Annotated in this window: 22 protein-coding genes and 1 riboswitch; of the genes, 7 read left to right on the top strand and 15 right to left on the bottom strand. The window is 62.5% G+C overall.

Going from position 1 to position 21,934, the window contains the following annotated elements; genetic code table 11:
* Positions 1-79 precede the first annotated feature (79 nt).
* The 6 genes from ahcY to FJ943_RS00085 form a co-directional block, all read right to left on the bottom strand.
* The gene (gene ahcY / locus FJ943_RS00115) at positions 80-1,480 is read right to left on the bottom strand and encodes an adenosylhomocysteinase (protein ID WP_140719127.1); all 1,401 of its coding nucleotides are present in this window, start codon (positions 1,478-1,480) and stop codon (positions 80-82) included.
* A gap of 192 nt (positions 1,481-1,672) precedes the next feature.
* Positions 1,673-1,969, bottom strand: coding sequence for an HPr family phosphocarrier protein (locus FJ943_RS00110; protein WP_015314359.1), 297 nt, complete (start codon positions 1,967-1,969; stop codon positions 1,673-1,675).
* Positions 1,966-2,367, bottom strand: coding sequence for a PTS sugar transporter subunit IIA (locus tag FJ943_RS00105; RefSeq protein ID WP_010912939.1), 402 nt, complete (start codon positions 2,365-2,367; stop codon positions 1,966-1,968). The genes FJ943_RS00110 and FJ943_RS00105 overlap by 4 nt, the downstream gene beginning before the upstream one ends.
* 164 nt (positions 2,368-2,531) lie before the next feature.
* Complete coding sequence (locus tag FJ943_RS00095; protein WP_140719125.1) at positions 2,532-2,978, bottom strand: HPr kinase/phosphorylase; 447 nt, start codon at positions 2,976-2,978, stop codon at positions 2,532-2,534.
* A 24-nt stretch (positions 2,979-3,002) separates the two neighbouring features.
* Positions 3,003-4,787, bottom strand: coding sequence for a sensor histidine kinase (locus FJ943_RS00090; protein WP_015314357.1), 1,785 nt, complete (start codon positions 4,785-4,787; stop codon positions 3,003-3,005).
* Positions 4,788-4,870: 83 nt separating this feature from the next.
* Complete coding sequence (locus FJ943_RS00085; protein WP_010912942.1) at positions 4,871-5,572, bottom strand: response regulator transcription factor; 702 nt, start codon at positions 5,570-5,572, stop codon at positions 4,871-4,873.
* A gap of 344 nt (positions 5,573-5,916) precedes the next feature.
* Here FJ943_RS00085 and FJ943_RS00080 point away from each other — a divergent pair, with 344 nt between their 5' ends.
* A complete protein-coding gene (locus tag FJ943_RS00080) occupies positions 5,917-7,527 on the top strand; it encodes a phosphoenolpyruvate carboxykinase (protein WP_015314356.1) in 1,611 nt (536 codons plus the stop codon).
* A gap of 23 nt (positions 7,528-7,550) precedes the next feature.
* Here FJ943_RS00080 and FJ943_RS00075 read toward each other — a convergent pair whose 3' ends face one another.
* On the bottom strand, positions 7,551-8,378 hold the full coding sequence (locus tag FJ943_RS00075; protein WP_140660104.1) for an oxidoreductase: 828 nt from the start codon (positions 8,376-8,378) through the stop codon (positions 7,551-7,553).
* Between the two features lie 80 nt (positions 8,379-8,458).
* Here FJ943_RS00075 and FJ943_RS00070 point away from each other — a divergent pair, with 80 nt between their 5' ends.
* The 3 genes from FJ943_RS00070 (at position 8,459) to lysM (ending at position 10,466) form a co-directional block, all read left to right on the top strand.
* Complete coding sequence (locus tag FJ943_RS00070) at positions 8,459-9,385, top strand: AraC family transcriptional regulator (RefSeq protein WP_140719123.1); 927 nt, start codon at positions 8,459-8,461, stop codon at positions 9,383-9,385.
* Positions 9,386-9,466: 81 nt separating this feature from the next.
* On the top strand, positions 9,467-9,904 hold the full coding sequence (gene arfB, locus FJ943_RS00065; protein WP_140719121.1) for an alternative ribosome rescue aminoacyl-tRNA hydrolase ArfB: 438 nt from the start codon (positions 9,467-9,469) through the stop codon (positions 9,902-9,904).
* A 91-nt stretch (positions 9,905-9,995) separates the two neighbouring features.
* Positions 9,996-10,466 (top strand): peptidoglycan-binding protein LysM, encoded by a 471-nt coding sequence (gene lysM / locus FJ943_RS00060; protein ID WP_140719119.1) that lies wholly within the window; start codon positions 9,996-9,998, stop codon positions 10,464-10,466.
* Between the two features lie 70 nt (positions 10,467-10,536).
* On the opposite strand, the gene FJ943_RS00055 is transcribed toward lysM, so the two are convergent.
* On the bottom strand, positions 10,537-12,735 hold the full coding sequence (locus FJ943_RS00055; protein ID WP_140719117.1) for a TonB-dependent siderophore receptor: 2,199 nt from the start codon (positions 12,733-12,735) through the stop codon (positions 10,537-10,539).
* Between the two features lie 237 nt (positions 12,736-12,972).
* On the opposite strand from FJ943_RS00055, the gene FJ943_RS00050 reads away from it, so the two are divergent.
* Complete coding sequence (locus tag FJ943_RS00050; RefSeq protein WP_015314350.1) at positions 12,973-13,602, top strand: alpha-ketoglutarate-dependent dioxygenase AlkB; 630 nt, start codon at positions 12,973-12,975, stop codon at positions 13,600-13,602.
* 59 nt (positions 13,603-13,661) lie between these two features.
* Here the strand turns inward: FJ943_RS00050 and FJ943_RS00045 are convergent, their stop codons facing one another.
* The 7 genes from FJ943_RS00045 to FJ943_RS00015 form a co-directional block, all read right to left on the bottom strand.
* Positions 13,662-15,146, bottom strand: a complete 1,485-nt coding sequence (locus FJ943_RS00045) for a nucleotidyltransferase family protein (RefSeq protein WP_140719115.1) — start codon at positions 15,144-15,146, stop codon at positions 13,662-13,664.
* Positions 15,146-15,823 (bottom strand): glycosyltransferase family A protein, encoded by a 678-nt coding sequence (locus FJ943_RS00040; protein ID WP_015314348.1) that lies wholly within the window; start codon positions 15,821-15,823, stop codon positions 15,146-15,148. Before FJ943_RS00040 ends, FJ943_RS00045 begins: the two co-directional genes overlap by 1 nt.
* A 1-nt stretch (position 15,824) precedes the next feature.
* Positions 15,825-16,577: a glycosyltransferase family A protein gene (locus FJ943_RS00035; protein WP_015314347.1), complete on the bottom strand. Its 753-nt coding sequence runs from the start codon at positions 16,575-16,577 to the stop codon at positions 15,825-15,827.
* Complete coding sequence (locus tag FJ943_RS00030) at positions 16,574-17,623, bottom strand: serine kinase (RefSeq protein WP_140711626.1); 1,050 nt, start codon at positions 17,621-17,623, stop codon at positions 16,574-16,576. The genes FJ943_RS00035 and FJ943_RS00030 overlap by 4 nt, the downstream gene beginning before the upstream one ends.
* A 32-nt stretch (positions 17,624-17,655) precedes the next feature.
* Entirely contained in the window at positions 17,656-18,087 is a 432-nt protein-coding gene (locus FJ943_RS00025) for a PqqD family peptide modification chaperone (protein WP_140615104.1), read from the bottom strand.
* A 141-nt stretch (positions 18,088-18,228) separates the two neighbouring features.
* Complete coding sequence (locus tag FJ943_RS00020) at positions 18,229-19,329, bottom strand: hybrid-cluster NAD(P)-dependent oxidoreductase (RefSeq protein WP_140719113.1); 1,101 nt, start codon at positions 19,327-19,329, stop codon at positions 18,229-18,231.
* Between the two features lie 77 nt (positions 19,330-19,406).
* Entirely contained in the window at positions 19,407-20,654 is a 1,248-nt protein-coding gene (locus FJ943_RS00015; RefSeq protein WP_140660096.1) for an aromatic ring-hydroxylating dioxygenase subunit alpha, read from the bottom strand.
* 112 nt (positions 20,655-20,766) lie between these two features.
* A riboswitch (cobalamin riboswitch) is annotated at positions 20,767-20,969 on the bottom strand.
* 492 nt (positions 20,970-21,461) lie between these two features.
* On the opposite strand from FJ943_RS00015, the gene FJ943_RS00010 reads away from it, so the two are divergent.
* A complete protein-coding gene (locus tag FJ943_RS00010; RefSeq protein WP_015314343.1) occupies positions 21,462-21,662 on the top strand; it encodes a DUF680 domain-containing protein in 201 nt (66 codons plus the stop codon).
* 69 nt (positions 21,663-21,731) lie between these two features.
* The coding region (locus FJ943_RS00005) for a DUF680 domain-containing protein (protein WP_140711620.1) at positions 21,732-21,934 on the top strand (203 nt) is incomplete at its 3' end.

The following is a 21,934-nucleotide window of genomic DNA, read 5'->3' as shown; positions in this document are numbered from 1 at the left end:
AGAATCATTCGGCGCAAAAAAATGCCGGGCGAAAAGTCAATCGCCCGGCATCAATATCTTGTAGCAAATTCGGCTTTGGTTAATAGCGGTAGTGTTCCGGCTTGAACGGCCCCTGCGGCGTGACGCCGATATAGGCGGCCTGCTCGCCCGACAGCTCGGTCAGGCGGGCGCCGAGCTTGTCGAGATGCAGGCGTGCGACCTTCTCGTCGAGATGCTTGGGCAGCACATAGACCTGGTTCTGGTACTGCTCGCCCTTGGTGAACAACTCGATCTGCGCCAGCACCTGGTTGGTGAAGGAGGCCGACATGACGAAGCTCGGGTGGCCGGTGGCGTTGCCGAGATTGAGCAGGCGGCCTTCCGATAGGAGGATCATGCGCTTGCCGTCCGGGAAGGTGATCATGTCGACCTGCGGCTTGACGTTGGTCCACTTCAGATTGCGCAGCGACGCAACCTGGATCTCGTTGTCGAAATGGCCGATGTTGCCGACGATCACCATGTCCTTCATCGAGCGCATGTGGTCGAGGGTAACCACATCCTTGTTGCCGGTGGTGGTGATGACGATGTCGGCGGTCGGTGCCGCATCTTCCAGCGTGACCACTTCAAAGCCGTCCATCGCCGCCTGCAGCGCGCAGATCGGATCGACCTCGGTGACCTTGACGCGGGCGCCCGCGCCCTTGAGCGAGGCCGACGAGCCCTTGCCGACGTCGCCATAACCGCAGACGACCGCGACCTTGCCGGCCATCATCGTGTCGGTGCCGCGGCGGATACCGTCGACCAGCGATTCCTTGCAGCCATATTTGTTGTCGAACTTCGACTTGGTGACCGAATCGTTGACGTTGATGGCCGGGAAGGGCAGCAGGCCCTTCTTCTGCAACTGGTAGAGCCGGTTGACGCCGGTCGTCGTCTCTTCGGTGACGCCGCGGATCGCTTCCTTCTGCTTGGTGAAGAAACCCGGCGAAGCCTTCAGGCGCTTCTTGACCTGGGCGTAGAAATATTCCTCTTCCTCGCTCTGCGGATTGGACAGCACGTCCTCGCCGGCTTCGGCGCGGGCGCCGATCAGGATGTACATGGTGGCGTCGCCGCCGTCATCGAGGATCATGTTGGAGAGGCCGCCATCGGCCCACTGGAAGATCCTGTCGGTGTAGTCCCAGTACTGTTCGAGGCTCTCGCCCTTGACGGCGAAGACCGGAATGCCGGTCTCGGCGATGGCCGCGGCGGCGTGGTCCTGGGTCGAGAAGATGTTGCAGGAAGCCCAGCGGATGTCGGCGCCGAGCACCTTCAGCGTCTCGATCAGCACCGCCGTCTGGATCGTCATGTGCAGCGAGCCGGTAATGCGCGCGCCCTTGAGCGGCTTCTTGGCCCCGAATTCCTCGCGGCAGGCCATCAGGCCCGGCATTTCGGTTTCGGCGATATCGAGTTCCTTGCGGCCCCAGCCGGCAAGAGAGATGTCGGCGACCACATAGTCCTTGCTACCCGTCATGGCAGTGCTCCGATGCGAATTGTCTTGCTGTGAATTGATCGTTTGGCTTGCGAATTGGTTGCGGATGCGCCCGCGCCGGTCGGCGCGTCGAAGGGCGCGAATTGCCGGCCTGACTAGCAGATCGGGCTTCGCACGACAATGGGATATAAAGAAATCTTTATTCGTGCATGTCTCGGATGGCTGACTTCCGGGTCAGCACTCCTCGCCGAAACGGGAGGCGACGAGCTGCTCCAGCGCGTCCATGACCTCGAGCGCCTCCGGGCCGCTGGCGGTGACGCGGATCGAGTATCCAGGGCTGGCCGCCAGCATCATCAGGCCCATGATCGAGGTGCCGCCGACCTTGACGCCGTCCTTCTCGACATGGACCGAAGCGTTGAAACCGCTGGCAAGCTGGACGAATTTCGCCGAGGCGCGCGCATGCAGGCCGCGCTGGTTGACGATCGGAAACTCCCTGACGATCTGGTCCTTGTCAGGCGACAGCGTACTCATTTGCTGCTCAAAAGCTGGCTGGCGACGTTGATATATTTGCGGCCCGCGGCTTGCGCTTCATCGAGCGCGGCCGCCATGTTGTCGCCCTTGCGGATCGACGACAGCTTGATCAGCATCGGCAGGTTCATGCCGGCGATCACCTCGGTGCGGCCGGACTCCATTACCGAGATGGCAAGGTTGGACGGCGTGCCGCCGAACATGTCGGTCAACACGATCACACCCGCCCCCGTATCGACACGGGCGACGGCGTCGACGATGTCGCGGCGACGCTGCTCCATATCGTCGTCGGCACCGATCGCCACGGTTTCGAAATTGTCTTGTGGCCCGACGACATGTTCGACGGCATGTCTGAACTCGGTGGCCAGTTGACCGTGCGTTACAAGCACGAGTCCGATCATTCTTTGGTGGCTCCCGTCATCGCCGCTTCACAGGCGCATTTTATGCTCGCCAGCCAATCCAGGCGGCGGGAGCGCTATCTTGTCGACGCGCGGCCCGTTGACAAGCCCAAAATTGCGCCGGCCCACGCCATTTTGACGCATTGCAGCAAAAAACCCAGCGCGGATCATAGAAAAGGCGGGATCGACAGCCGCGCCATCACGGCGAGCAAGGCGGCCGCGACATTGCGCTCGGCCAGATCGATGCGCGCCACCGCACAGCCGGCGATGTCGTCGCTTGCATCCTCCTGGAAGCGTGCGATTTCGCCGGCCGGCAACAGGCGCACATGCAGATCGACGACGCAGGCCGGTTCGAACGGCAGGGACCGTGGCCCATGTCCCGGCACCTCGGCAAGGCCTTCGATGGTGGCGGGCGCACGGCACACCAGCCGCCCGGCATGGGCTTCGACGAAGAGCTGATCGTCGCCGACGAGCCGTGAGAACAATCCGCGTTGCAGGCAATGGCTGATCAGCGTCAGCGCCAGCGTTGTCTTGCCCGACCCGGATGAGCCGCTGATGAGAATGCCGCTCTCGCCGATCAGCAGCGCCGTGGCGTGTATGTTGTCAGGCCGCACGTCGCGATCCCTGGCGATTGGCGGTCATCCCTCGGCCGGGAGCGTCACGACGAAGCGTGCGCCCTTGATCTCGCCGGGCTTGGTGCCTGGTATGTTTTCGGCGGTCAGCGTACCGCCATGGGCCTCGACGATCTGCCTGGAGATGGACAGGCCAAGGCCGGAATTCTGGCCGAACGCCTCGCCGGCGGGCCGGTCGGTGTAAAAACGTTCGAAGATGCGGTCGATGGCGTCGGCGCGGATGCCGGGACCGTTGTCGTCGACGGTCAGGATGTTGAACTTGCCGGCGCGCGCCAGCGACAGGCTGATGTGGCCATGGTCCTCGGGGACGAAGGAACGGGCGTTCTCGATCAGATTGGTGATGACCTGGCCGATGCGCAGATCGTGACCTACGACGACATAGCCCTTGGCGCCCTGCGGCAGCTTGGCGACCTTGAGCTCGATCTCGACCGCCTTCTTGTTGCGCGTGGTTTCACGCGAAACAGCGACGAGGTCGGTGACGAATTTCTTCAGGTCGACGGTGCCGGCATCTTCGCGCGCCAATTCCGCGTCGAGGCGCGAGGCGTCGGAAATGTCGGTGATGAGGCGGTCCAGCCGTTTCACGTCATGCTGGATGATCTCCATCAGGCGCGCACGGGAGGTGTCATTCTTCGCCAGCGGCAATGTTTCGACAGCACTGCGCAGCGACGTCAGCGGGTTCTTCAACTCATGCGAGACATCGGCCGCGAAGCTTTCGATCGCCTCGATGCGCGCATAGAGTGCGTTGGTCATGTCGCGCACGGCAATCGACAGATTGCCGATCTCGTCCTGGCGGTCGGAAAAGTCTGGGATTTCCTCGCGGCTCTTGACGCCGCGACGCACCCGTACGGCCGCCGCCGACAGCCGGCGCAGCGGGTTGGCGATGGTGGACGCCAAAAGCATCGACAGGATGGCTGTGACGAGCGCCGCGATGCCGAAGACGCGCAGGATCGCCTTGCGTTCGGCGGCGACGATCTTGTCGATATCACCGCCTTCGGTCGACAGCATCAGCACGCCGAGCACGGCGCGAAAACGCTGGATCGGCACCGCCACCGAGACGATCTGCTCGCCCTGTTCCGAGACGCGCACGATGGTCGACGGACTGCCCGTCAATGCCTTGACCACTTCCGGGAAGGCGGCGCCGTTGCCGCCGGGCTGTTCGTGATAGACCGGCAGGTCGGTGTTGCGGAAGAAGTCGAAGATGAATTTCTGGACGCGCTCGACAAGGTCGGGCTCCTCCTCCTCGACCGGCGGCAGGTCGTAGCGCAGGATCTGACCGCGCGAATAGAGATGGCGCGAATCGAGCAGCAAATTGGCGTCGCGGTCATAGATGCGGGCTCGGGTGCGGGTCGGCGAGATCAGCCGCCGCAGGACCGGCGCCACGCGCTCGGGATTGATCGGAAAATCCAGATTGTCGAGTTGGTCCGAGCCAGGCCCCAGGCTTTCGCCGGCCTGCAGCTCAAGCAGTTTTTCCGGGTCGATGCTGATCGAATCCGTCTCGACCGTCGCCGACGCCGCAATCGCGCCGGCGATGATTTCGCCCTGCGTCATCAGGCTTTCGACGCGCGCGTCGATCAGCCCGTCGCGGAAGGTGTTGAGATAGAGGATGCCGGTGACGAGCACCGCCAGCCCGGCGAGATTGAGGAAAAGAATACGCCGCGTCAGGCTGGAAAAGATATGGTGGCCGAGGAAGCGGCGCATCGGCACCGTGATTTTCGACACGAAGGAAGGCATGATGCGCGACGGCCGCCTGGCGGCGCCCGCCGGTCTTGTTCGCTGTGCTTCCACTGCCATCGAACAGCAGCTCCCGCTAGTCCCAGGTTTGACGTATGTCGCAGCCCCACACTAGGGACCGCTTCTGCTCGACATACATCAAATTACGCTTCGCGGAACCGATATCCGACTCCGTAAAGGGTTTCGATCATCTCGAAGTCGTCGTCGACAGCCTTGAACTTCTTGCGCAGCCGCTTGATGTGGCTGTCGATCGTGCGGTCATCGACATAGACCTGCTCATCATAGGCCGAATCCATCAGCGCATCACGGCTTTTTACCACGCCGGGACGCTGCGCCAGCGAATGCAGGATCAGGAACTCCGTGACGGTAAGCGTCACCGGCTCACCCTTCCAGGTGCAGGTATGGCGTTCCTGGTCCATGACGAGCTGGCCACGTTCGAGCGAGCGGGCCTGCTGACTCGGCGCTTTTGCCGCGGCCTCGCGGGCACTGGCACGGCGCAGCACGGCGCGCACCCGCTCCACCAGCAGGCGCTGCGAGAACGGTTTGCGGATAAAGTCGTCGGCGCCCATCTTGAGACCGAACAATTCATCGATCTCGTCGTCCTTGGAGGTCAGGAAGATCACCGGCAGGTCGGATTTCTGGCGCATCCGGCGCAGCAGCTCCATGCCGTCCATGCGCGGCATCTTGATGTCGAGGATGGCGAGATTAGGCGGCCTGGCCGCCAGGCCTTCCAGCGCGGACGCACCATCCGTGTAGGTCTCGACACGATATCCCTCGGATTCGAGGGCGATCGACACCGACGTCAGAATGTTGCGGTCGTCATCGACAAGCGCGATTGTTGCCATTTCAAGCGGCTCCCTCATGAGCTGTCCCTTCTGTCGTAGAGAAGGGGCTTTTGCAGGACAAATTAGGTACAAAATGTGGCATAGGCCTTAACCGCTGTCACGCGCGGGGTGCCGCCGGCCACAATCCGACCTCGACATGGATTGGACGAACGAACCTCGCCAATCCTTTGGGCAACCGTGAAACTTTTCGCATATATAAACGATTTAAACAACTTTCAAAATATCTAAATCGATTAATGATTTGATATCATTTGGCTTTTCTGGTTCTGACCATCCTAGCCTGCTTAGTGGGTGTGCCGGAAATACGCCGGCAAAGATGCGGCAAATCTTGAGAAGGGTCACCAATGTCGGAAGTCGGCAAACGCAATCCTGCCTGCGCGATCGATCGTGTCGGTCTGAAAACCTCTGGCACGGTGCGCTACAATTTCGGCGCGGCCGCGCTCTACGAGGAAGCGATCCGGCGCGGTGAAGCCCGGCTGACCGCGCATGGCGCGCTGCTCGCCGAGACCGGCCAGCACACCGGTCGCTCGCCCAAGGACAAGTTCATCGTCCGCGACGCCGCCACCGAGCCGCAAGTCTGGTGGGACAACAACAAGGCGATCTCGCCGGCACAGTTCGACGCCTTGCTCGCCGATTTCCAGGCCCATGCCGGGGACAAGGACCTCTATGTGCAGGATCTGGTCGGCGGTGCCGACGCGGAGCTAAAGCTGCCCACCAGGGTGATCACCGAACTTGCCTGGCACTCGTTGTTCATCCGTAACCTGCTCATCCGTCCCGAGGCGGCCGAACTCGAACACTTCGTGCCCGGGATGACGATCATCGACCTGCCGTCCTTCCGCGCCGATCCCGGCCGCCACGGCAGCCGCACCGAAACGGTGATCGCCGTCGACCTGACGCGCAAGATCGTGCTGATCGGTGGCACCTCCTATGCCGGCGAGATGAAGAAGTCGGTGTTCACCATGCTCAACTACCTCCTGCCGGAGAAAGGCGTGATGCCGATGCATTGCTCGGCCAATGAGGGACCGGCCGGCGATGCCGCTATTTTCTTCGGCCTGTCGGGAACCGGCAAGACCACGCTGTCGGCCGATCCGTCGCGCACCTTGATCGGCGATGACGAGCACGGCTGGGGTCCGCACGGCATCTTCAATTTCGAAGGCGGCTGCTACGCCAAGACGATCAAGCTGTCGGCGGAAGCCGAACCGGAGATCTTCGCCACCACGCAGCGCTTCGGCACCGTGCTGGAAAACGTCGTACTCGACGCCGATGGCATGCCGGATTTCAATGACGGCCGGCTCACCGAAAACACACGGTGCGCCTATCCGCTCGACTTCATCCCCAATGCCTCGAAGACCGGGCGCGCCAGTCATCCGAAGAACATCATCATGCTGACCGCCGACGCTTTCGGCGTGATGCCGCCGATCGCCCGGCTGACGCCGGCGCAGGCGATGTATCATTTCCTTTCCGGCTACACGGCCAAGGTGGCCGGAACGGAAAGAGGCGTGACCGAACCGGAAGCGACCTTCTCGACCTGTTTCGGCGCGCCGTTCATGCCGCGCCATCCGTCGGAATACGGCAATCTTCTGCGCGAGCTCATCGCTCGCCACGGCGCCGATTGCTGGCTGGTCAACACCGGCTGGACCGGCGGTGCCCATGGCACCGGCAAGCGCATGCCGATCAAGGCGACGCGCGCCTTGCTCGCCGCTGCCCTCGACGGCTCGCTGAAGGCAGGCGCTTTCCGCACCGACGCCAATTTCGGCTTCGAGGTGCCGCTGGCGGCGCCTGGTGTCGACAGCGCCATCCTCGATCCGCGATCGACCTGGGCCGACAAATCGGCCTATGACCGGCAAGCGGCAAGGCTGGTCGGCATGTTCGCCGTCAATTTCGAGAAGTTCGAAAGCCATGTCGACGCCTCCGTCCTCGGCGCGGCGCCGCACATGCAGGAAGCGGCGGAATAGGCGCAGGCAGGACGTCGGTGCCGTCAGCCGTCGGTCGAGACAGTGACAGACTTCCACACCTCGATTTCCTGCCGTAGACGTTCGATTCTGTCCGACACGAGCTTGAGAGCATCGCTGCCAAGCAGAAGCTGCGGCGGCGGATCACTGGACTCGACCAGGCCTAAAACGGCGGCTGCCAGTTTATCGGGATCACCGAGCTGCTTGCCGCTCTTTACCTGTCGCGCCTCACGTATCGGATCAAAAAGCGCGTCGTAGTCAGTGATTGATCTCTCTGTGCGGACCATTGATCGTCCAGCCCAATCCGTCCGGAACGAGCCGGGGCAGACCGCGGTCACGCGGACACCGAACGGGGCCATTTCCGAACGCATCACCTCCGATATGCCCTGGAGCGCAAACTTGCTGCCGCAATAGTAAGCAATGCCGGGCATGGTAATCATGCCGCCCATCGACGTGACATTGACGATGAATCCACGACGTCGCTCCCGAAACCGGGGAAGAAAAGCCTTAGCGACGGCGACAGCGCCGAAGACATTCACGTCGAACTGACGCCGCATCTCTTCGATCGGCGACTCTTCAAGCACTCCCTCATGCCCATAGCCGGCATTGTTGATCAGCACGTCAACCGGTCCATGTTCGTTCTCCGCCTGCCTGACGACGTCGGGTATGGCGTCGAATTCCGTTACGTCGCACAGTACCGGTCGAGCTGCGGGAAGAACGTCGGCGAGCGCTGCGCGTGATGTCTCCGAGCGAACGGCGCCAATCACCTTATGGCCGATCTGGATAGCCGCGGAAGCTATGGCCAAGCCGAAGCCGGAATTCGCGCCGGTGATAAAGAAGGTCTTCTGTGACATGATCGCAAGCTTTCCTTGATTGGTGATGAGTTAACAAATATTATGAGGAACCGAGCATTTCGATCGCGGATTCTCTGAATTTGTTGCCAAATCCTATTCCTCCCAAACACGGACGATCCAAGCTGGTCGAGTTGGCCGGAGCTCTCGCCCCTCGTTGCGGCTACAATCCGACCGCGTTCAGCCGCGTCCGCATACTCCGGACGGAAGCCGTGCTTCACGACATCCCGGTCCTCTATAAGCCAGGCGCGGTGTTCGTATTACAGGGAAGCAAGCAGGGTATCCTCGAAAGGGAGATCTACCTCTACGACGAGGAGCACTATCTGGCGGTTTCGGTGCCCGTTCCATTCCGCATGAAATCGATGGCCAGCTCGGAGCGACCATTGCTTGCGGTCTATGTTGAGTTCGATATGCAGATGGCAGCCGAACTCGCCATGCAAGCGCAGATGCATGCCGAACCGGCGAGCGGCAAGCCGCGAGGTCTCGTGTCAAGCAGGATGGCCCCCGAAATAGAGGATGTCCTGCTGCGCCTCCTTGTGGCACTTCGCAGCCCCGTTGAAGCTCTCGTCCTTGGTGACGGCATTCTGCGCGAACTGCATTACCGGGTGCTGGTCGGCCCGCAGGGCGGTGCAATGCTCGCGGCGCTACAGCAGAAAGGCACGTCCGGAAGGATTATCCAGAGCCTGGCCTGGTTGCGAGAGAACTACGGTTCTGAAATTTCGATCGGCGACCTGGCAAAAGACGTGGGCATGAGCGTTCCTTCCTACCATGTCCATTTCAAGAGCCTGACCGGCAACAGTCCAATGCAGTACGTGAAGGCGATACGGCTCCACGAAGCACGATTGATGATAGCACGCCAGAACAGGACGATCGCAGAGGTCGCGGCTTTGGTAGGCTATGCGAGCCCCTCCCAATTCAGCCGCGATTTCAAACGGCATTTCGGGCGCACGGCATCGGAAGAGACGAAATGGCTCCGTCGCCATCTTGGCGAACTCGCCTGGGCGTCGTGATCAGGATCGTCATATGTCAGTTAGGGGCTGCGCTTTCGATCGGGCCTTTTCTTTTTCGGTCCGCCGCGCCATGACTGCGGCATGCCGATCGACGACGATATCATCATATCGGGCGAAGCCGTGATTCACCCGGGCGACCTGCACGAGGATTTCATCCGCTCGTCCGGTCCCGGCGGCCAGAACGTCAACAAGGTGGCGACGGCGGTGCAGCTTCGCTTCGACGCGCGGAACGCCGAGGGCCTGTCGGACCGCGTACGCGAGCGGACCATAAAACTTGCCGGCCAGCGCGCCACCAAGGATGGGGTCATCGTCGTCGAGGCCGGACGCTTTCGCACGCAGGAGCAAAACCGCGCCGACGCACGGGCCAGGCTGACGGCACTGGTCGCCAAGGCCGCCGAACCGCCGCCGCCGCCGCGCAAGAAGACACGGCCGTCGAAAGGCGCGGTCGAGCGTCGGCTGAAGAGCAAGGCGGGGCGCGGTACGATCAAGAAGCTGCGCGGTCGCGTGGAGAACGATTGAGCAACACGCAAATCGTGCCCGCAAAACCACTTTCAATTTTGCGTTGCGGATGCGAGGTTTCCCTTATTGCCACAGCAAGGGAGACCTAGAGATGGGTATGTTCGATTTCGTCAAGAACGTCGGCAAGAAGCTCGGCATCGGCGGCGACGAGGAAGCCGCACCCACCGCCGACACGCTCAAGAAAGAGCTCGATTCACACAAGCTCGGTACCGATGGCGTGCAGGTCGTTGTCCAGGGTGATACGGCGGTGCTGAAGGGCGTCGTCAAGGACCAGTCGATCTTCGAAAAGGCGGTCATCGCCGTCGGCAACACGCTGGGCGTCTCCAAGGTGCAGACCGACGAGTTGCAGGTCGCGCCGGCTTCCGGCACGGCGGCCGCAGCCAAGGAGCCGACTTTCTATACGGTCCAGAAGGGCGACAATCTCTGGAAGATCGCCGAAAAGAGCTATGGCAAGGGCCAGGGCGCCAAGAACACGGTCATCTTCGAGGCGAACAAGCCGATGCTGACCCATCCCGACAAGATCTATCCGGGCCAGGTTCTGCGTATTCCAGAACTTGGCTAATCGCCGGGCATGGTTGTATCAAAACGCTGAATCAGTGCGCCGCGCGTCCGAAAGGCGCGCGGCGTTGCCTTTACCAGCGGCGCTTCAGCGAAGCCGTGATGTTGCGGCCCTGGCCCATGTAGCAATAACCGGAATTGCACACCGTCGCGCGGTCATCGGCAATATTGCGGACGGCGAAAGCGGCCGAGACACCTTCATACCTCTTGTCGATGGCGCCGAAATCGTAGGACGCCGAGGCATCGAGATAGACGGCGGCATCGTTCTTGGCGGTGTTTGACGTGTCGGTATAGGTCGCGCTCTGCAGCCGCACGCCGGCTCCCACCGAAAGGCCGGGTGCCGCACTGCCCTCGTCGAATTTGTAGTTCGCCCAGAGGCTCGCGACATGTTCGGGGGTGACGGCGGGGACCTTGTCCAACTCCGTCGAGTCAGGGCCGGCGCCCGTGATCTCGGCATGGTTGTAGTTATAGGCCGCGATCACGTCGAGCCCGTCCATGACGGCCGCGCGGGCTTCCAGTTCAAAACCATTGCTGGTGACCTCGCCCAGTGAACGATAGGTGCCCGCATTGGGATCGACGACTACCGGCTTGTTCTTCTCGACCAGATGGTAGGCGACCGCGGACAGCAGGATATCCGTTCCCGGTGGCTGGTACTTGACCCCCACTTCGAACTGTTCGCCCTTCGTAGGCTGAAGAATGCCGCCGCCATCGGCCGAGCGGTTCGAGATCGGTTCGAATGACGTCGCGTAGCTGGCGAAGGGCGCGACGCCGCTATCGAACAGATAGAGGGCGCCGGCCTGCATGCTGAAGGCGTTCTTGTTCACCGCTTCGGAACCGCCCCCAAAATAGTCGCGCGTCTGCTCGACCCAGGTCTGGCGGCCACCGAACGTGAAACGCCATTTGTCCAGTTCGACCTGATCCAGCGCATAGACGCCGGTCTGGCTCAGATCCGCGTCGGATGCAGAGAACGTGGTGTCCGGGGTCGGGCCGGAGAAACCGTAGGTCGGGTTGGCAATGTCGAAATCGTAGGCCGGATCGGTCGGATCGAACCCATAGCCGAAGGAAGAGGTCAGGTTCGTGTAGTCGAGGCCGAGAAGCAACGTGTGGGCGAGCGCCCCGGTGTCGAACCTGGCCTCGACCTGATTGTCGGCCTGGAAGACGTTCATTTCGTCGCGAATTGCGGTCGCATAACGATGCGCGACCGTGCCTGTCCAACCGGAGACCGCGAGATAGCGCGACCTCAGGTCGAGATGGGAGTATCGTACATTCTGGCGCACCGTGATGCCGCCGCCGAAATCGTGCTCGAACTTGTAGCCGACCTGCTGCTGCCGGATCTTCTGATGGTCATAGTCGGGGTCGCTCTCGCGCAGGGTGTGGACCTTTCCCGACGGATCGGTGATCACGCCGACATTGGAATCGGTCTCGTCCGCCTGCACCAGCCCATAGATGGTGAAGGACGTCGCGGCGTCCGGATTCCAGGTGAACGACGGCTGCAGCAAATAGCGGTCGTCGGCGATGTCGAAATTGGTGTCGCCGTTTCGCGCCAGGCCGACGATCCTGTAGAGGAAATCGTCACTGCCCTTGGTGACCGGACCGCCGAAATCGAAGGCGGCCTGCGCCCTGTCCTTCGCGCCATAAAGCAGTTCGACTTCCCTGATCCTGTCCTTGGTCGGCAGCTTGGGCACCTTGTTGACGATGCCTGCCGGCGTTCCCGCGCCGTAAAGCACCGATACCGGTCCCTTGATCACATCGACGCGTTCGAGCGAGTAGGGGTCGGTGCGGAACGTGCCGTAGTTGATATAGGGCTGGCGCAGGCCGTCCTTATAGTCGCCGAGCGTGGTTGCGTCGTAGCCCCTGATGTAGATCTGGTCGAATCGCGGGTCGAATCCGTAAGCGCCGGTGCTGACGCCTGAGGAATAGCGCACCGCCTCGACAATGTCCTGCGCGCCGCGCTCCTCGAGTTCCTTGCGTGTCACCACCGAGACGGAGCGGGGCGTTTCGATGAGGGGCGTGTCCGTCTTGGTCGCACCGGAGCTGCGCTTGGCAGCCACCGTCCTGTCGTCCTCACGGGACGTGTCGCCGCCGGCCTCGCCGCTGACCGTAATGGGCTCGAGCACGGTGGCGCCGCCCGATGCCTGGGTGCCTGCCTGCTGGGCGGAGGCTTGGTAGGCACCAGCCAGCGTCGCCAGGCATGTCGTGGCAAGCAGTCCTCGCCGCGACCAGATGCAGCCCCGTTCGATCGCGTTGAAGCCTTGAAGAAATGTCACTTCCATATCCCTCGCTCTCGTTGGCTGCCCGCGGCTTCGCTGGACGCGGAAGCTGAAAATTCTTGTGTCAACCGGTCCGGTTCTAAATCTTGACTATGTTAGTCATCTTTGTTCGTCAACCGCCATTTGGCCAAGACGAATTCGCTGCGGCCATCCCTCGTAAAAACCACGACCGCTTTCGGGTCGCCGTTTTCGTCTGGCGGTGGCATGCTGAGGCTCCGAACCATTCACATGAGCCAACCCATGCTCGTTCTGCCCAAAGGCATCCGTCACATGCCGGCCCATCTGTCCCGCGCCGTCCAGGAGACGCTGGTCGAGGAGGTGAGAAGCATTGTCCAGCAGGCGCCGCTGTTCGTGCCGGCCATGCCTCGGACCGGCAAGGAGATGAGCGTGCGCATGACCAATTGCGGTCCTCTCGGCTGGGTCACCGACAAGGAACGCGGCTATCGCTACCAGCCGACGCATCCGCTGACCGGAGAGCCGTGGCCGCCTATCCCCGACAGTCTGCTAGACCTGTGGCGTCAGGTGTCGGGCTATCCCAATCCACCGCAGGCCTGCCTGATCAATTTCTACACGCCGGAAGCGAAGATGGGCCTGCATCAGGATCGCGACGAGGCCGATTTCTCGGCACCCGTCGTCTCCGTCTCGCTGGGTGACGATTGCCTGTTCAGGGTCGGCCAGACAACCCGCGATGGCGCCACCAAATCGTTCAGGCTCAAAAGCGGCGATGTCGTCGTGCTTGGCGGCGAGGGCCGTCTTGCCTTCCATGGCGTCGACCGCATCTACCCTTCGACCTCGGCGCTGCTCAAGAACGGCGGCAGGATCAATCTGACGTTGCGGCGGGTGACGAAGCCCGACGAGGGCGCCGTATAGGCGAGGGTTCGCGCCCCGCACGGCGCCGCCGACCTTTGGGCGACCAGCGATAGTTCAGTTCAGCGCAGCGGTGAAAAAATCGCCGAGACCAGATGGAAAGGCAAAGCGCCGTAGGTGGCGACCGTCGCCTGATCGTCCCATTGGCGGAACTGCCGGGACGGTCGCGCTTCCAGCGTCAGGGCATGCTGTCGGCCATCGAACGTAACCTTGCCGCGAAAGCACAGCACCCGCTCTCCACCAGACCGGCTGATGGCCATCGCACGCAGACGCGCCACGTGGTCGTCGCCCACATTGATCTCCATTTCGATGCGGCGCCGGACCGGCGGGACGCTGATCCTGATCGTGATGTCCAGCATCATCTCCCCTGCCGTCGCAGGGCACGGTATGGCCTGCGAGAAGGCCAGGGGCGACTGTCCTTCCAGCGGCTCGCGAGGTGCCTGCCTGCCGCGCCATGCTCTGCCGCGCCATGCCCTGGCGGGCGGCTCCTGCCGCAGCCGACCGCTCTTGCGTCTCAGCCGCAACTGCTTGGCGAAGCCGCGCGACAGCCAGGTCAGCCTGCCGAAGTCGGTTCGCGGCTTGGCCTGCAGCACCGCCGACCAGCGTGCAAGGCCGGTGCGGTCGGCCATGTCCAGCACGCGCGCCAGCACCTTGTCAGGCACCGTCACGCCAACAGCGAGCGCAAGGTAGGAAAGCGCCACCGCCGCGGCAACGGCAAGGCCACGCCTGGCGACGACATCGAGGAACACGTCCCAGTCGACGCCGCCGGTGCGAATGGCCACCGCGCAATCGACCAGCCAATCGCTGTGGGTATGGGCATCGAGCCCGCCATGCGCGATGGCGAGCGCGATGCGATCCGCGGGCGACGGCACCAGCACGCCGACACCGCTGAATTCGGCCGTCGCCGCGCGCTGCCAGATCGCCTGGTCATCCTCGTCGCTTTGCTGCGAGCCGTCATAGGCAAGCTGGTGCAGATCGATATCGCCATAACTGCCCTTGAAAAAATTCATCGAGCGCAGCGACGCCAGCCTTGTCCTCAGATATTGGGGACTCACCCCGGTGGCGATCTGCCAGTCGCCGTCGCGCAGCACGCCGAATGCCGCCGGCATGTCCTGCGGCCGCACCAATATGTCGATGTCGTGCGCCACCCGGCCACGCTGCGCCGAGGCGTTCAAGGCAATGCGGCTGGCACCCTTGATCAGCATCACCAGGCAGCCGGAATCCGTCATCGCCTGCAGCGCCGGTTCGGCCTCGCGCATCGCCATGCGCGACTTGGTCCACAGCATCTTTTGCAGGCCGACAAGGCGCGGATAGGCGGATTGGCCGGCCAATTTCCGGCCGAACCGATCGCAGATCGCGGCCAGCAGCCGGTGTTCCCTGAAGGAGACAAGGTCGATGTCGTTCGCGCTTAGCCACTGCATGGCGCAACCGGCGGCCGCGTCCTCATCGACAAGAAGGGCAGCCTTGAGCAGTTGGTCGAGCCCGCCCGTCGGCCAGGACCAGCCATAGTCCGGGAAACGTCGGCTGATGCGGCGAATGCCCGCCATCAGCCCGCGCCGGCCTTGTTCCGGGCCCGTCGCAGCATGGCGAGCCGCGCCACTTCGAGATAGCCGCGGTCGCGCGCCGCATCGCGGCCATAGGACAGGCTGCCGGGCCTGATGCGGCGCAGCGCCAGCACCTCTTCCACCATGTCGAGGGCAAGGCCCGTCTCGCGTGCCCGCGCGATCCAGTCGATCATTTCGCCGCGGCCGCCCGGCGGATCGACGATTGGTCCGACGGTCTCGGCGGCCTCGCGCCGGATCAGCATCGTGGTCCGCGACCAACCGGGTACGATCGCGTCCTCGGGTGCATCGGGCCGGTCATTGCGGAAGTTTCGCAAATGGCAAAAAACGCCCGACGTTGCGGGATGCCTTTCGAGATGCGCGAGCTGTGTTTCGGCCTTGCTCGGCAGCCACAGATCGTCGGCATCGAGCGTTGCAATGAGCGGCGTCGACAAGGCGGCGATGCCCCTTGTCGTGGCGCTCCCAGGTCCGGCATTTGCCTGGCGCAGCAATTGCAGCGGCAGGTCCGTTCCGCCGATCGCCGCCGCGAGATCGTCGCTGGATCCATCGTCGACGATCACCACCAGCTCAGGCCGCACTGTCTGCGCCGCGACCGATCGCAGCGTCTCGGCGATGGTGCCGCTGGCGTTGAAGGCCGGTATGACGACGCCATAGCTCCGCATGCTACATGAAGCGCCAGTTGGCGAGTTCTTTGACATCGAAGATGCCTTCGATCCCGCGCAGTGAAGGGTCGGCCTTGCGCCGTTTCATCGATTTGTGGATGGCCCGCAAGAATTCCCGAAGGGATGTGTCGACCTGCTTTGTCATGTTGCCGGGATGACGTCGGTAGTAAAGCGATACGGTATCCGGCAGGACGAATCTGGGGCCGCTTTCAAAGGTGCGCAGCAGGTAGTCGGTGTCTTCGGCCTGGCCGAAGGCCTCGTCGAAGCCGCCGATCCGTTCGATGAGCTTACGCGAGAAAATGCCTGACGACAGATGAATTCCCCGCACGGTCATGAAATGGCTGCCGGGGCAGGGTTCCAGCAGATCGTCGTCGATGTGTTCGACCATCATCATCAGGGAATAGGTAAGCTCCAGAGCGGGGTCGGCGTCAAAGCATGCGATATCGGCCTTGAATCGTCCCGCAGGCGAGACATCATCCGAATCGAGGAACGACACGAGCTCCGTTTCCGGCGTGAGCAGTCTGAGACCAGCGTTGCGAGCCCGGGTCACGCCCATGTTCTCTTGCCGGAAAAGACGAATGCAGGGGTTCTCGGCCATCATCGAACGCACGGCCTCCGGCGACCCGTCGGTCGAGCCGTCGTCGATCACGATGATGTCGAGATCGGCGGCATCTTGCTGCCGCACGAGCGAGCGCAGCGCCGAGACGACATAGCGCTCGCGATTGTACACAGGCATGATCACGCTGAGCTTCACCGGGCGCCTCGTGTCAGGAAATCCTCGATCGTGCGGGCGATCTCTGCCGGGTCGATGCCGAGGGACAAACGGAAGCACGGCAGGTGGCGCGTCAATTCGCTGAAGAAGCGAAAGCCGCTTTCGCGCTCGCCCGGCATCTGGGCGATGCCGGACGGCGCCAAGGCAATCATGGCATCCCTGCGCGACACCGGCATAATCGAACTTGCTCCGCCTCCGCTGATATGTGGCACCACCAGCGCGACGATGTCCAGCATGGCGGGCACCGGCCGAGGCGCGATATCATGAATATGGAACGTGTGCTTGCCTTGCCAGTTCAGCGGGCCTTGCGCCGTTAGCCGCTGCCGCAGGCCCAGCCGGGCGAAACCTTCCGTGTCCTGCTTCAACGTCGAAAAAAGGGGGCGCGCGGTCACGCCGTCGGTGAGATCGATCAGCACATAGTCGTCGCCGACACTGTCGAGCCCGTTAAGCAGGCCGGCGGCGACGGTCCCCGATTTCCCGGCCCCGCCCGAGCCGGCAAGCAGAATACCGTTGCCGTCGATGCCAAGCGTGCCGGCATGCGTCAGCCGCATGCCGCGCGCGGCATATTCCCAGTGCAGGAAGGCGCGCAGCGGTGCTCCCGGCTCCCAGGGCGGAAAGGCATCGGCCGAGGCCATCAGCTGCACGCCGACGCGGCGGTGCGGATCGTAGACCTGCCAGAAATCCAGGTCGTGGAAATGGTGCCCGCGCAAACCGGCTTCGGCGAGCCGTTTGGCAAAACCGTGCTCGGTGAAATGGGCATCGCCCCAGTGCGCCGGCTCCGGGATGCCGTCAATGCCGGGATGCGCGATGAAGATGCGACCCGTGGACGGTGCCGGCTGGTCATGCCCGGGCTCGACAAAAGCATGGCCCAATGCATCGGCAAGCACGCCGTGACCGAGATGCACGGTCAGTTCAAGCCAGGGCAGGCGAACCTTTCGCATGGTCGGATAGCACGCGGCCGCGCCTTCAGCGGCGGCGATGAGATACCTGGCGTAATCCGGCAAGGTTTCGAGCGTGACGCGCGGCATCAATCGCCTTCCATCACGCTGCGGCCGCCCCGTCAGGAAGCCTGCTTGACCGCCGGCCAGCCGAGAGGTTCCTCGACCTCGTGGATGGGATCAACGACGATCAGGTCGGCGAGGTCGTCGTGAATGCTCACATTGAGCGGCTCGTTCGTGGCGGCAAGCTCGGCAGGCAAATCGCCCGGCAAAGGCTGCGCCGCCGCGTCCAAGCGCACCAGCAAACCCAATTCGAGCAATTGCGATATGAAGCGTTCGAGTTCGGCCTGGCCTATTGTCGAGCCGCCGGCGCTCAGCCCGACCAGAGCCTGGGCGTCCGCGCCGGATGAAAGCGCCTGCCATACCTTGCTGCCGGAATCGGAAAAGCCGAAATATTTGCCATTGGCAAGATTGAGCACCACGGCCTCGCCATCGAAAGATTCGAAAACGATATCCCGGCTCGCTACCGCATAGGCGTGGGAGTCATGCGTCATTGTTGCCCCGTCCTGCATTTCCTGCCCGCCAGCAGGACCGCTTCCACCAACAACGCCTGTAAACTTTCAGGTCTTCCTTGGCAAGGTAACCTTTGCCGGCAACGCGGGACCATTTCCGGGTTCAGTCGAAAGCCGGGCGGATCAAGCCTCGATTTCAAGCGGCGACAATGGCTTGGAACAACAGGCCAGGATGAAGCCATCATCGATCTCATGATCGAGGATGCCGCCATTGTGGCTCATCTCGACGCTGCCGGAGACTTTCTTCACTTTGCAAGTTCCGCAAAGGCCGAATTCGCAGGCGGCCGGTATTCGCACGCCCGAGGCGCGCGCCGTCTGCAGCACGGTCTGGCCGCCGACACAGTCGGCGTCGACATCCGAAAGCGCGAAGCGGATCGGCGTCGCGGCTTCGACGCAAATCGCCGCGCCGTCTTCAGCCGGCGAGGCAAACGGCGCCGGGATTTCCTCCGCCGCCGGCGCGGCAAAGCTCTCCTGATGGTATTTTGCCATGTCGAACCCGGCGGCCTCCAGCATGCCGCGCACGGCGCGCATGAAAGGGTCGGGGCCGCAGCAGAAGATTTCGCGTTCGCGGAAATCGGGCGCCAGGAGCGGCAGCCGGATGGCGTCGATGCGGCCCATATGGCCGTACCAGCCCTCGCGGCTCGACCGCTCCTCGATCATGAAGCCGAGCGACAGGCCCGGCATATGGCCGCCGAGCAGTTCGAGTTCCTTGCGAAAGATGATCTCTTCCGGGCGCCGCGCGCAATTGACGAAGCCGACATCGGTCCATGGCGCGCAGTCGTTCAGCCAGCGCAGCATCGACATCATCGGCGTCACGCCCGAACCGGCCGAGATGAACAGGTATTTCGCCGCCGGGTGGCTGTGCAGCGAAAAGTCGCCGCCCGGTCCATAGGCCTTGACGTGCGAGCCGGGCGTCAGGTGATCGAACATCCAGCGTGTGCCGACGCTGCCCGCCTGCGCCTTCACCGTCACCGCGATCGAGAATGGCCGTGACGGCGATGATGACAGCGTGTAGGTGCGCATCAGCGGGCCGTCCGGTGTCGGCAATTCCAGCGTCACGAACTGGCCCGGCTTGTAGCGGAACCAGGTCTGGTTGTCGGAGCGGAAGGTGAAGGTCTTGACGTCGGGCGCCTCGTCGCTGACGCCGGTTACTTCCAGCACCTGCAGCCTGTCGTTCCACGGCGCCATCTGGTCGAGGTGGCGATAGAGGCCAAGATCAGTCATGGCGTTCATCCCTGCATACCTTTCATTTTGGGCGTGTCGTGATCCCAAAGCCGCTGCACAGTTTTGGCCGACATGCGCTAGGCGACACTGCGCAGAGCAGGCCGGCCGTCTTCGGAAAGCCGTGGGCCGATAAAGCGCGCGTACCAGTCGACGAACTGGATGACGCCGCCCTCGTGCAACTCCGAATAGGGACCGGGCTCGTAGGCCGGCGACAGGATGCCGAAGGCGTTTTCCTCGACGATGCGGCGGTCCTGGTCGTTGGTCTCGGTCCAGACATGGGTGAGTTCGGCGAGATCGTAGTCGACGCCTTCCACGGCATCCTTGTGGACCAGCCATTTGGTCGTAACCGCTGTTTCCGTGGCGCTGACCGGCAGCACGCGGAACGTCACCGCATGATCCACGAGGATATGGTTCCAGGTTGTCGGGTAGTGATAGTGCATCAGCGTGCCGATCCGGTCGGCCGAGACGCTGTCGGACAGGTTCTTCTTCACCGCGCGCTTGCCGGTCATCGTGTAGCTCTGGGCATCGCGCAGCAGCGGCGCGCGGGTGGCGCGGTATTGTCCAGCCGGGTCGATGCGAAACTTGCTGGGCAGGCCAACAGCTTCGCACTTCGCCCAGTGGGCCAGCATCTCCGGATCGCTGTCGGCGCCTTGCACGCCGGTCACGGTCGGCGCTTCCGGGAAGGTCTTGCACAGCTCAGGATGATTGCCCGCGCAATGGTAGCATTCGCGGTTGTTTTCCCAGACCAACTTCCAGTTGCCCTTCTCGATGATCGTGCTCTCGAAGGCGATCTTGGCCTCGCTCAGCCGGTGCGGCTGGAGATAGGGCTCGATCATCGCCCGCATCGGCGCGAAGTCGGCGGGCTCCTTGGCCAGGCAGATGAAGACATAGCCGGCGACGCTTTCGCAGGCGACCGGCTTGAGCCCGAACTGGCTCTTGTCGAACCCATCGGCCATCTGGCGGGCGAACAGCAGCCGGCCGTCGAGTTCGTAGGTCCACTGGTGATAGGGACACACCAGTTTGGCGGCCATACCCTTCTCGGTGTTGCAGACGCGGCTGCCGCGATGGCGGCAGGAATTGTGGAAAGCGTTGATCTTGCCCTGCTGATCGCGCACCAGCACGACCGGATAATCGCCGATCTGCACGGTGATGAAGCTGCCCGGCTTGGGCAACTCGCAATCATGGCCGATGAAAAGCCAGTCGCGATACCAGATCAGTTCCATGTCAAGCTTGAAGTAGTCCGGGTCGGTATAGAAGGGCTGTTCCAGCGAAAGGCCCTGTCTGCGGCCGTTCAAAAGCCTCAGCATGTCGTTGCGCGCGTCCATGTCCTGTCCTCATTTTCAAGGACTGAACTGGTGGTGATGGAGGAAGGACTGGGCGCAAGCCGGCGAAAGCCGGACAACACCATCCGCCCCTTGACCGCCCACCGCGATCAGTCGAGTTCTAGCGATCTCGGGCTGGTTTCCGGGCTCTGGAGTTGTCCTGGCGGACCATCGCGACACCTTCCCAGGCTTTCGCCCAGTGGTCTCCCGTTGCGACTTGAACTCCACCACCGTTGCGGGGGCAGCGCCGGAATCTGACCGGCTTCCCAATTCTCCGCTCCGTCGTCACGCAGCGGCACCTGAGATCGCTCGATCTAATCACGACAGGGTTTGCGACATCGGCACGAAAGCGACATCGCATCCATGCGGCGCGACACATACGCGGGATCGTCCCGGCGCGGTTGCAGCGGGGGAATCGCCTTTTCTCGCCAGGCGCGCGGGCACCGTTTTCGACCCTCAGCCGGGCCGGAAAAGGGTTAATGGTTTCGAAAAGTGACTATTAGCAGAGTCTAAAATCGAACCGAACGGTTCGTTTCTGTTGACGGTGCGTGCAGGACGGTGTGAACGCCCAGCCTTCCGACACAGTTGGTGATCGGGTCGTGATCTTAGACAACTATTTGATATCAAATGAAAAAATGAGACATGTAGAAGGCGTTGGTACAATTTCAAGTGGTGGAGTCATGGTCCACGCTGAACAACTTCGTGATTGGAAACGGCAAGGGGGCTCTCCCACATCGGGGCTGTCCGAACGACGCGATTTAATCCCAAGACACGCCGCTAGACGGACGGGAAAAATACTGGAGTACAAAAATGAAAAAGATCATTCTCACTGCCGCCGCCCTTCTGGCTATTTCCGGCAGCGCCTTCGCTAGCAGCGACCATTATGGTTCGAACGCCGCGACCCCCACGGCTACTGTCGACAGCTCCTACACCGCTTCGACCAAGAAGTCGGAGCCGGCTGCCCAGACGCCTGTGACGGGCGCCGACCACAACCTCTTCGGCAACAATTAATAGCCATCCCCGGCACGCGGCGGGTGACCCTGCCGCGCTGGTGGACCCTACAAATTCAGGAGTATTAAAATGAACAAGATCCTCATTGCTGCCGCCGCCGTTCTGGCTCTCTCCGGCAGCGCTTTCGCCGGCAGCGACAACTATGGTTCCAACGGCGCCAACCAGGCTGCTGCCGCTTCGACCGACAATTCGAACACCGCGTCGATCGGCAAGTCGGCTCCGGCCACCTCGGCGCCTGTCCAGCAGGGCAGCGACCGCAACCTCTTCGGCCA

It is taken from the genome of Mesorhizobium sp. B2-3-10 (genome assembly GCF_006442275.1).
In the GTDB taxonomy this organism is placed as follows: Bacteria; Pseudomonadota; Alphaproteobacteria; order Rhizobiales; family Rhizobiaceae; genus Mesorhizobium; species Mesorhizobium australicum.
This window is presented reverse-complemented; position numbering and strand designations above follow the sequence as displayed.

Excerpts from the sequence above, each read along its gene's own strand:
- ahcY (WP_140719127.1), bottom strand. The coding sequence starts at position 1,480 with ATGACGGGTAGCAAGGACTATGTGGTCGCCGACATCTCTCTTGCCGGC.
- FJ943_RS00110 (WP_015314359.1), bottom strand. The coding sequence starts at position 1,969 with ATGAGTACGCTGTCGCCTGACAAGGACCAGATCGTCAGGGAGTTTCCG.
- FJ943_RS00105 (WP_010912939.1), bottom strand. The coding sequence starts at position 2,367 with ATGATCGGACTCGTGCTTGTAACGCACGGTCAACTGGCCACCGAGTTC.
- FJ943_RS00090 (WP_015314357.1), bottom strand. The coding sequence starts at position 4,787 with ATGGCAGTGGAAGCACAGCGAACAAGACCGGCGGGCGCCGCCAGGCGG.
- FJ943_RS00085 (WP_010912942.1), bottom strand. The coding sequence starts at position 5,572 with ATGGCAACAATCGCGCTTGTCGATGACGACCGCAACATTCTGACGTCG.
- FJ943_RS00080 (WP_015314356.1), top strand. The coding sequence starts at position 5,917 with ATGTCGGAAGTCGGCAAACGCAATCCTGCCTGCGCGATCGATCGTGTC.
- FJ943_RS00075 (WP_140660104.1), bottom strand. The coding sequence starts at position 8,378 with ATGTCACAGAAGACCTTCTTTATCACCGGCGCGAATTCCGGCTTCGGC.
- arfB (WP_140719121.1), top strand. The coding sequence starts at position 9,467 with ATGCCGATCGACGACGATATCATCATATCGGGCGAAGCCGTGATTCAC.
- lysM (WP_140719119.1), top strand. The coding sequence starts at position 9,996 with ATGGGTATGTTCGATTTCGTCAAGAACGTCGGCAAGAAGCTCGGCATC.
- FJ943_RS00055 (WP_140719117.1), bottom strand. The coding sequence starts at position 12,735 with ATGGAAGTGACATTTCTTCAAGGCTTCAACGCGATCGAACGGGGCTGC.
- FJ943_RS00050 (WP_015314350.1), top strand. The coding sequence starts at position 12,973 with ATGCTCGTTCTGCCCAAAGGCATCCGTCACATGCCGGCCCATCTGTCC.
- FJ943_RS00045 (WP_140719115.1), bottom strand. The coding sequence starts at position 15,146 with ATGGCGGGCATTCGCCGCATCAGCCGACGTTTCCCGGACTATGGCTGG.
- FJ943_RS00040 (WP_015314348.1), bottom strand. The coding sequence starts at position 15,823 with ATGCGGAGCTATGGCGTCGTCATACCGGCCTTCAACGCCAGCGGCACC.
- FJ943_RS00030 (WP_140711626.1), bottom strand. The coding sequence starts at position 17,623 with ATGCCGCGCGTCACGCTCGAAACCTTGCCGGATTACGCCAGGTATCTC.
- FJ943_RS00025 (WP_140615104.1), bottom strand. The coding sequence starts at position 18,087 with ATGACGCATGACTCCCACGCCTATGCGGTAGCGAGCCGGGATATCGTT.
- FJ943_RS00020 (WP_140719113.1), bottom strand. The coding sequence starts at position 19,329 with ATGACTGATCTTGGCCTCTATCGCCACCTCGACCAGATGGCGCCGTGG.
- FJ943_RS00015 (WP_140660096.1), bottom strand. The coding sequence starts at position 20,654 with ATGGACGCGCGCAACGACATGCTGAGGCTTTTGAACGGCCGCAGACAG.
- FJ943_RS00010 (WP_015314343.1), top strand. The coding sequence starts at position 21,462 with ATGAAAAAGATCATTCTCACTGCCGCCGCCCTTCTGGCTATTTCCGGC.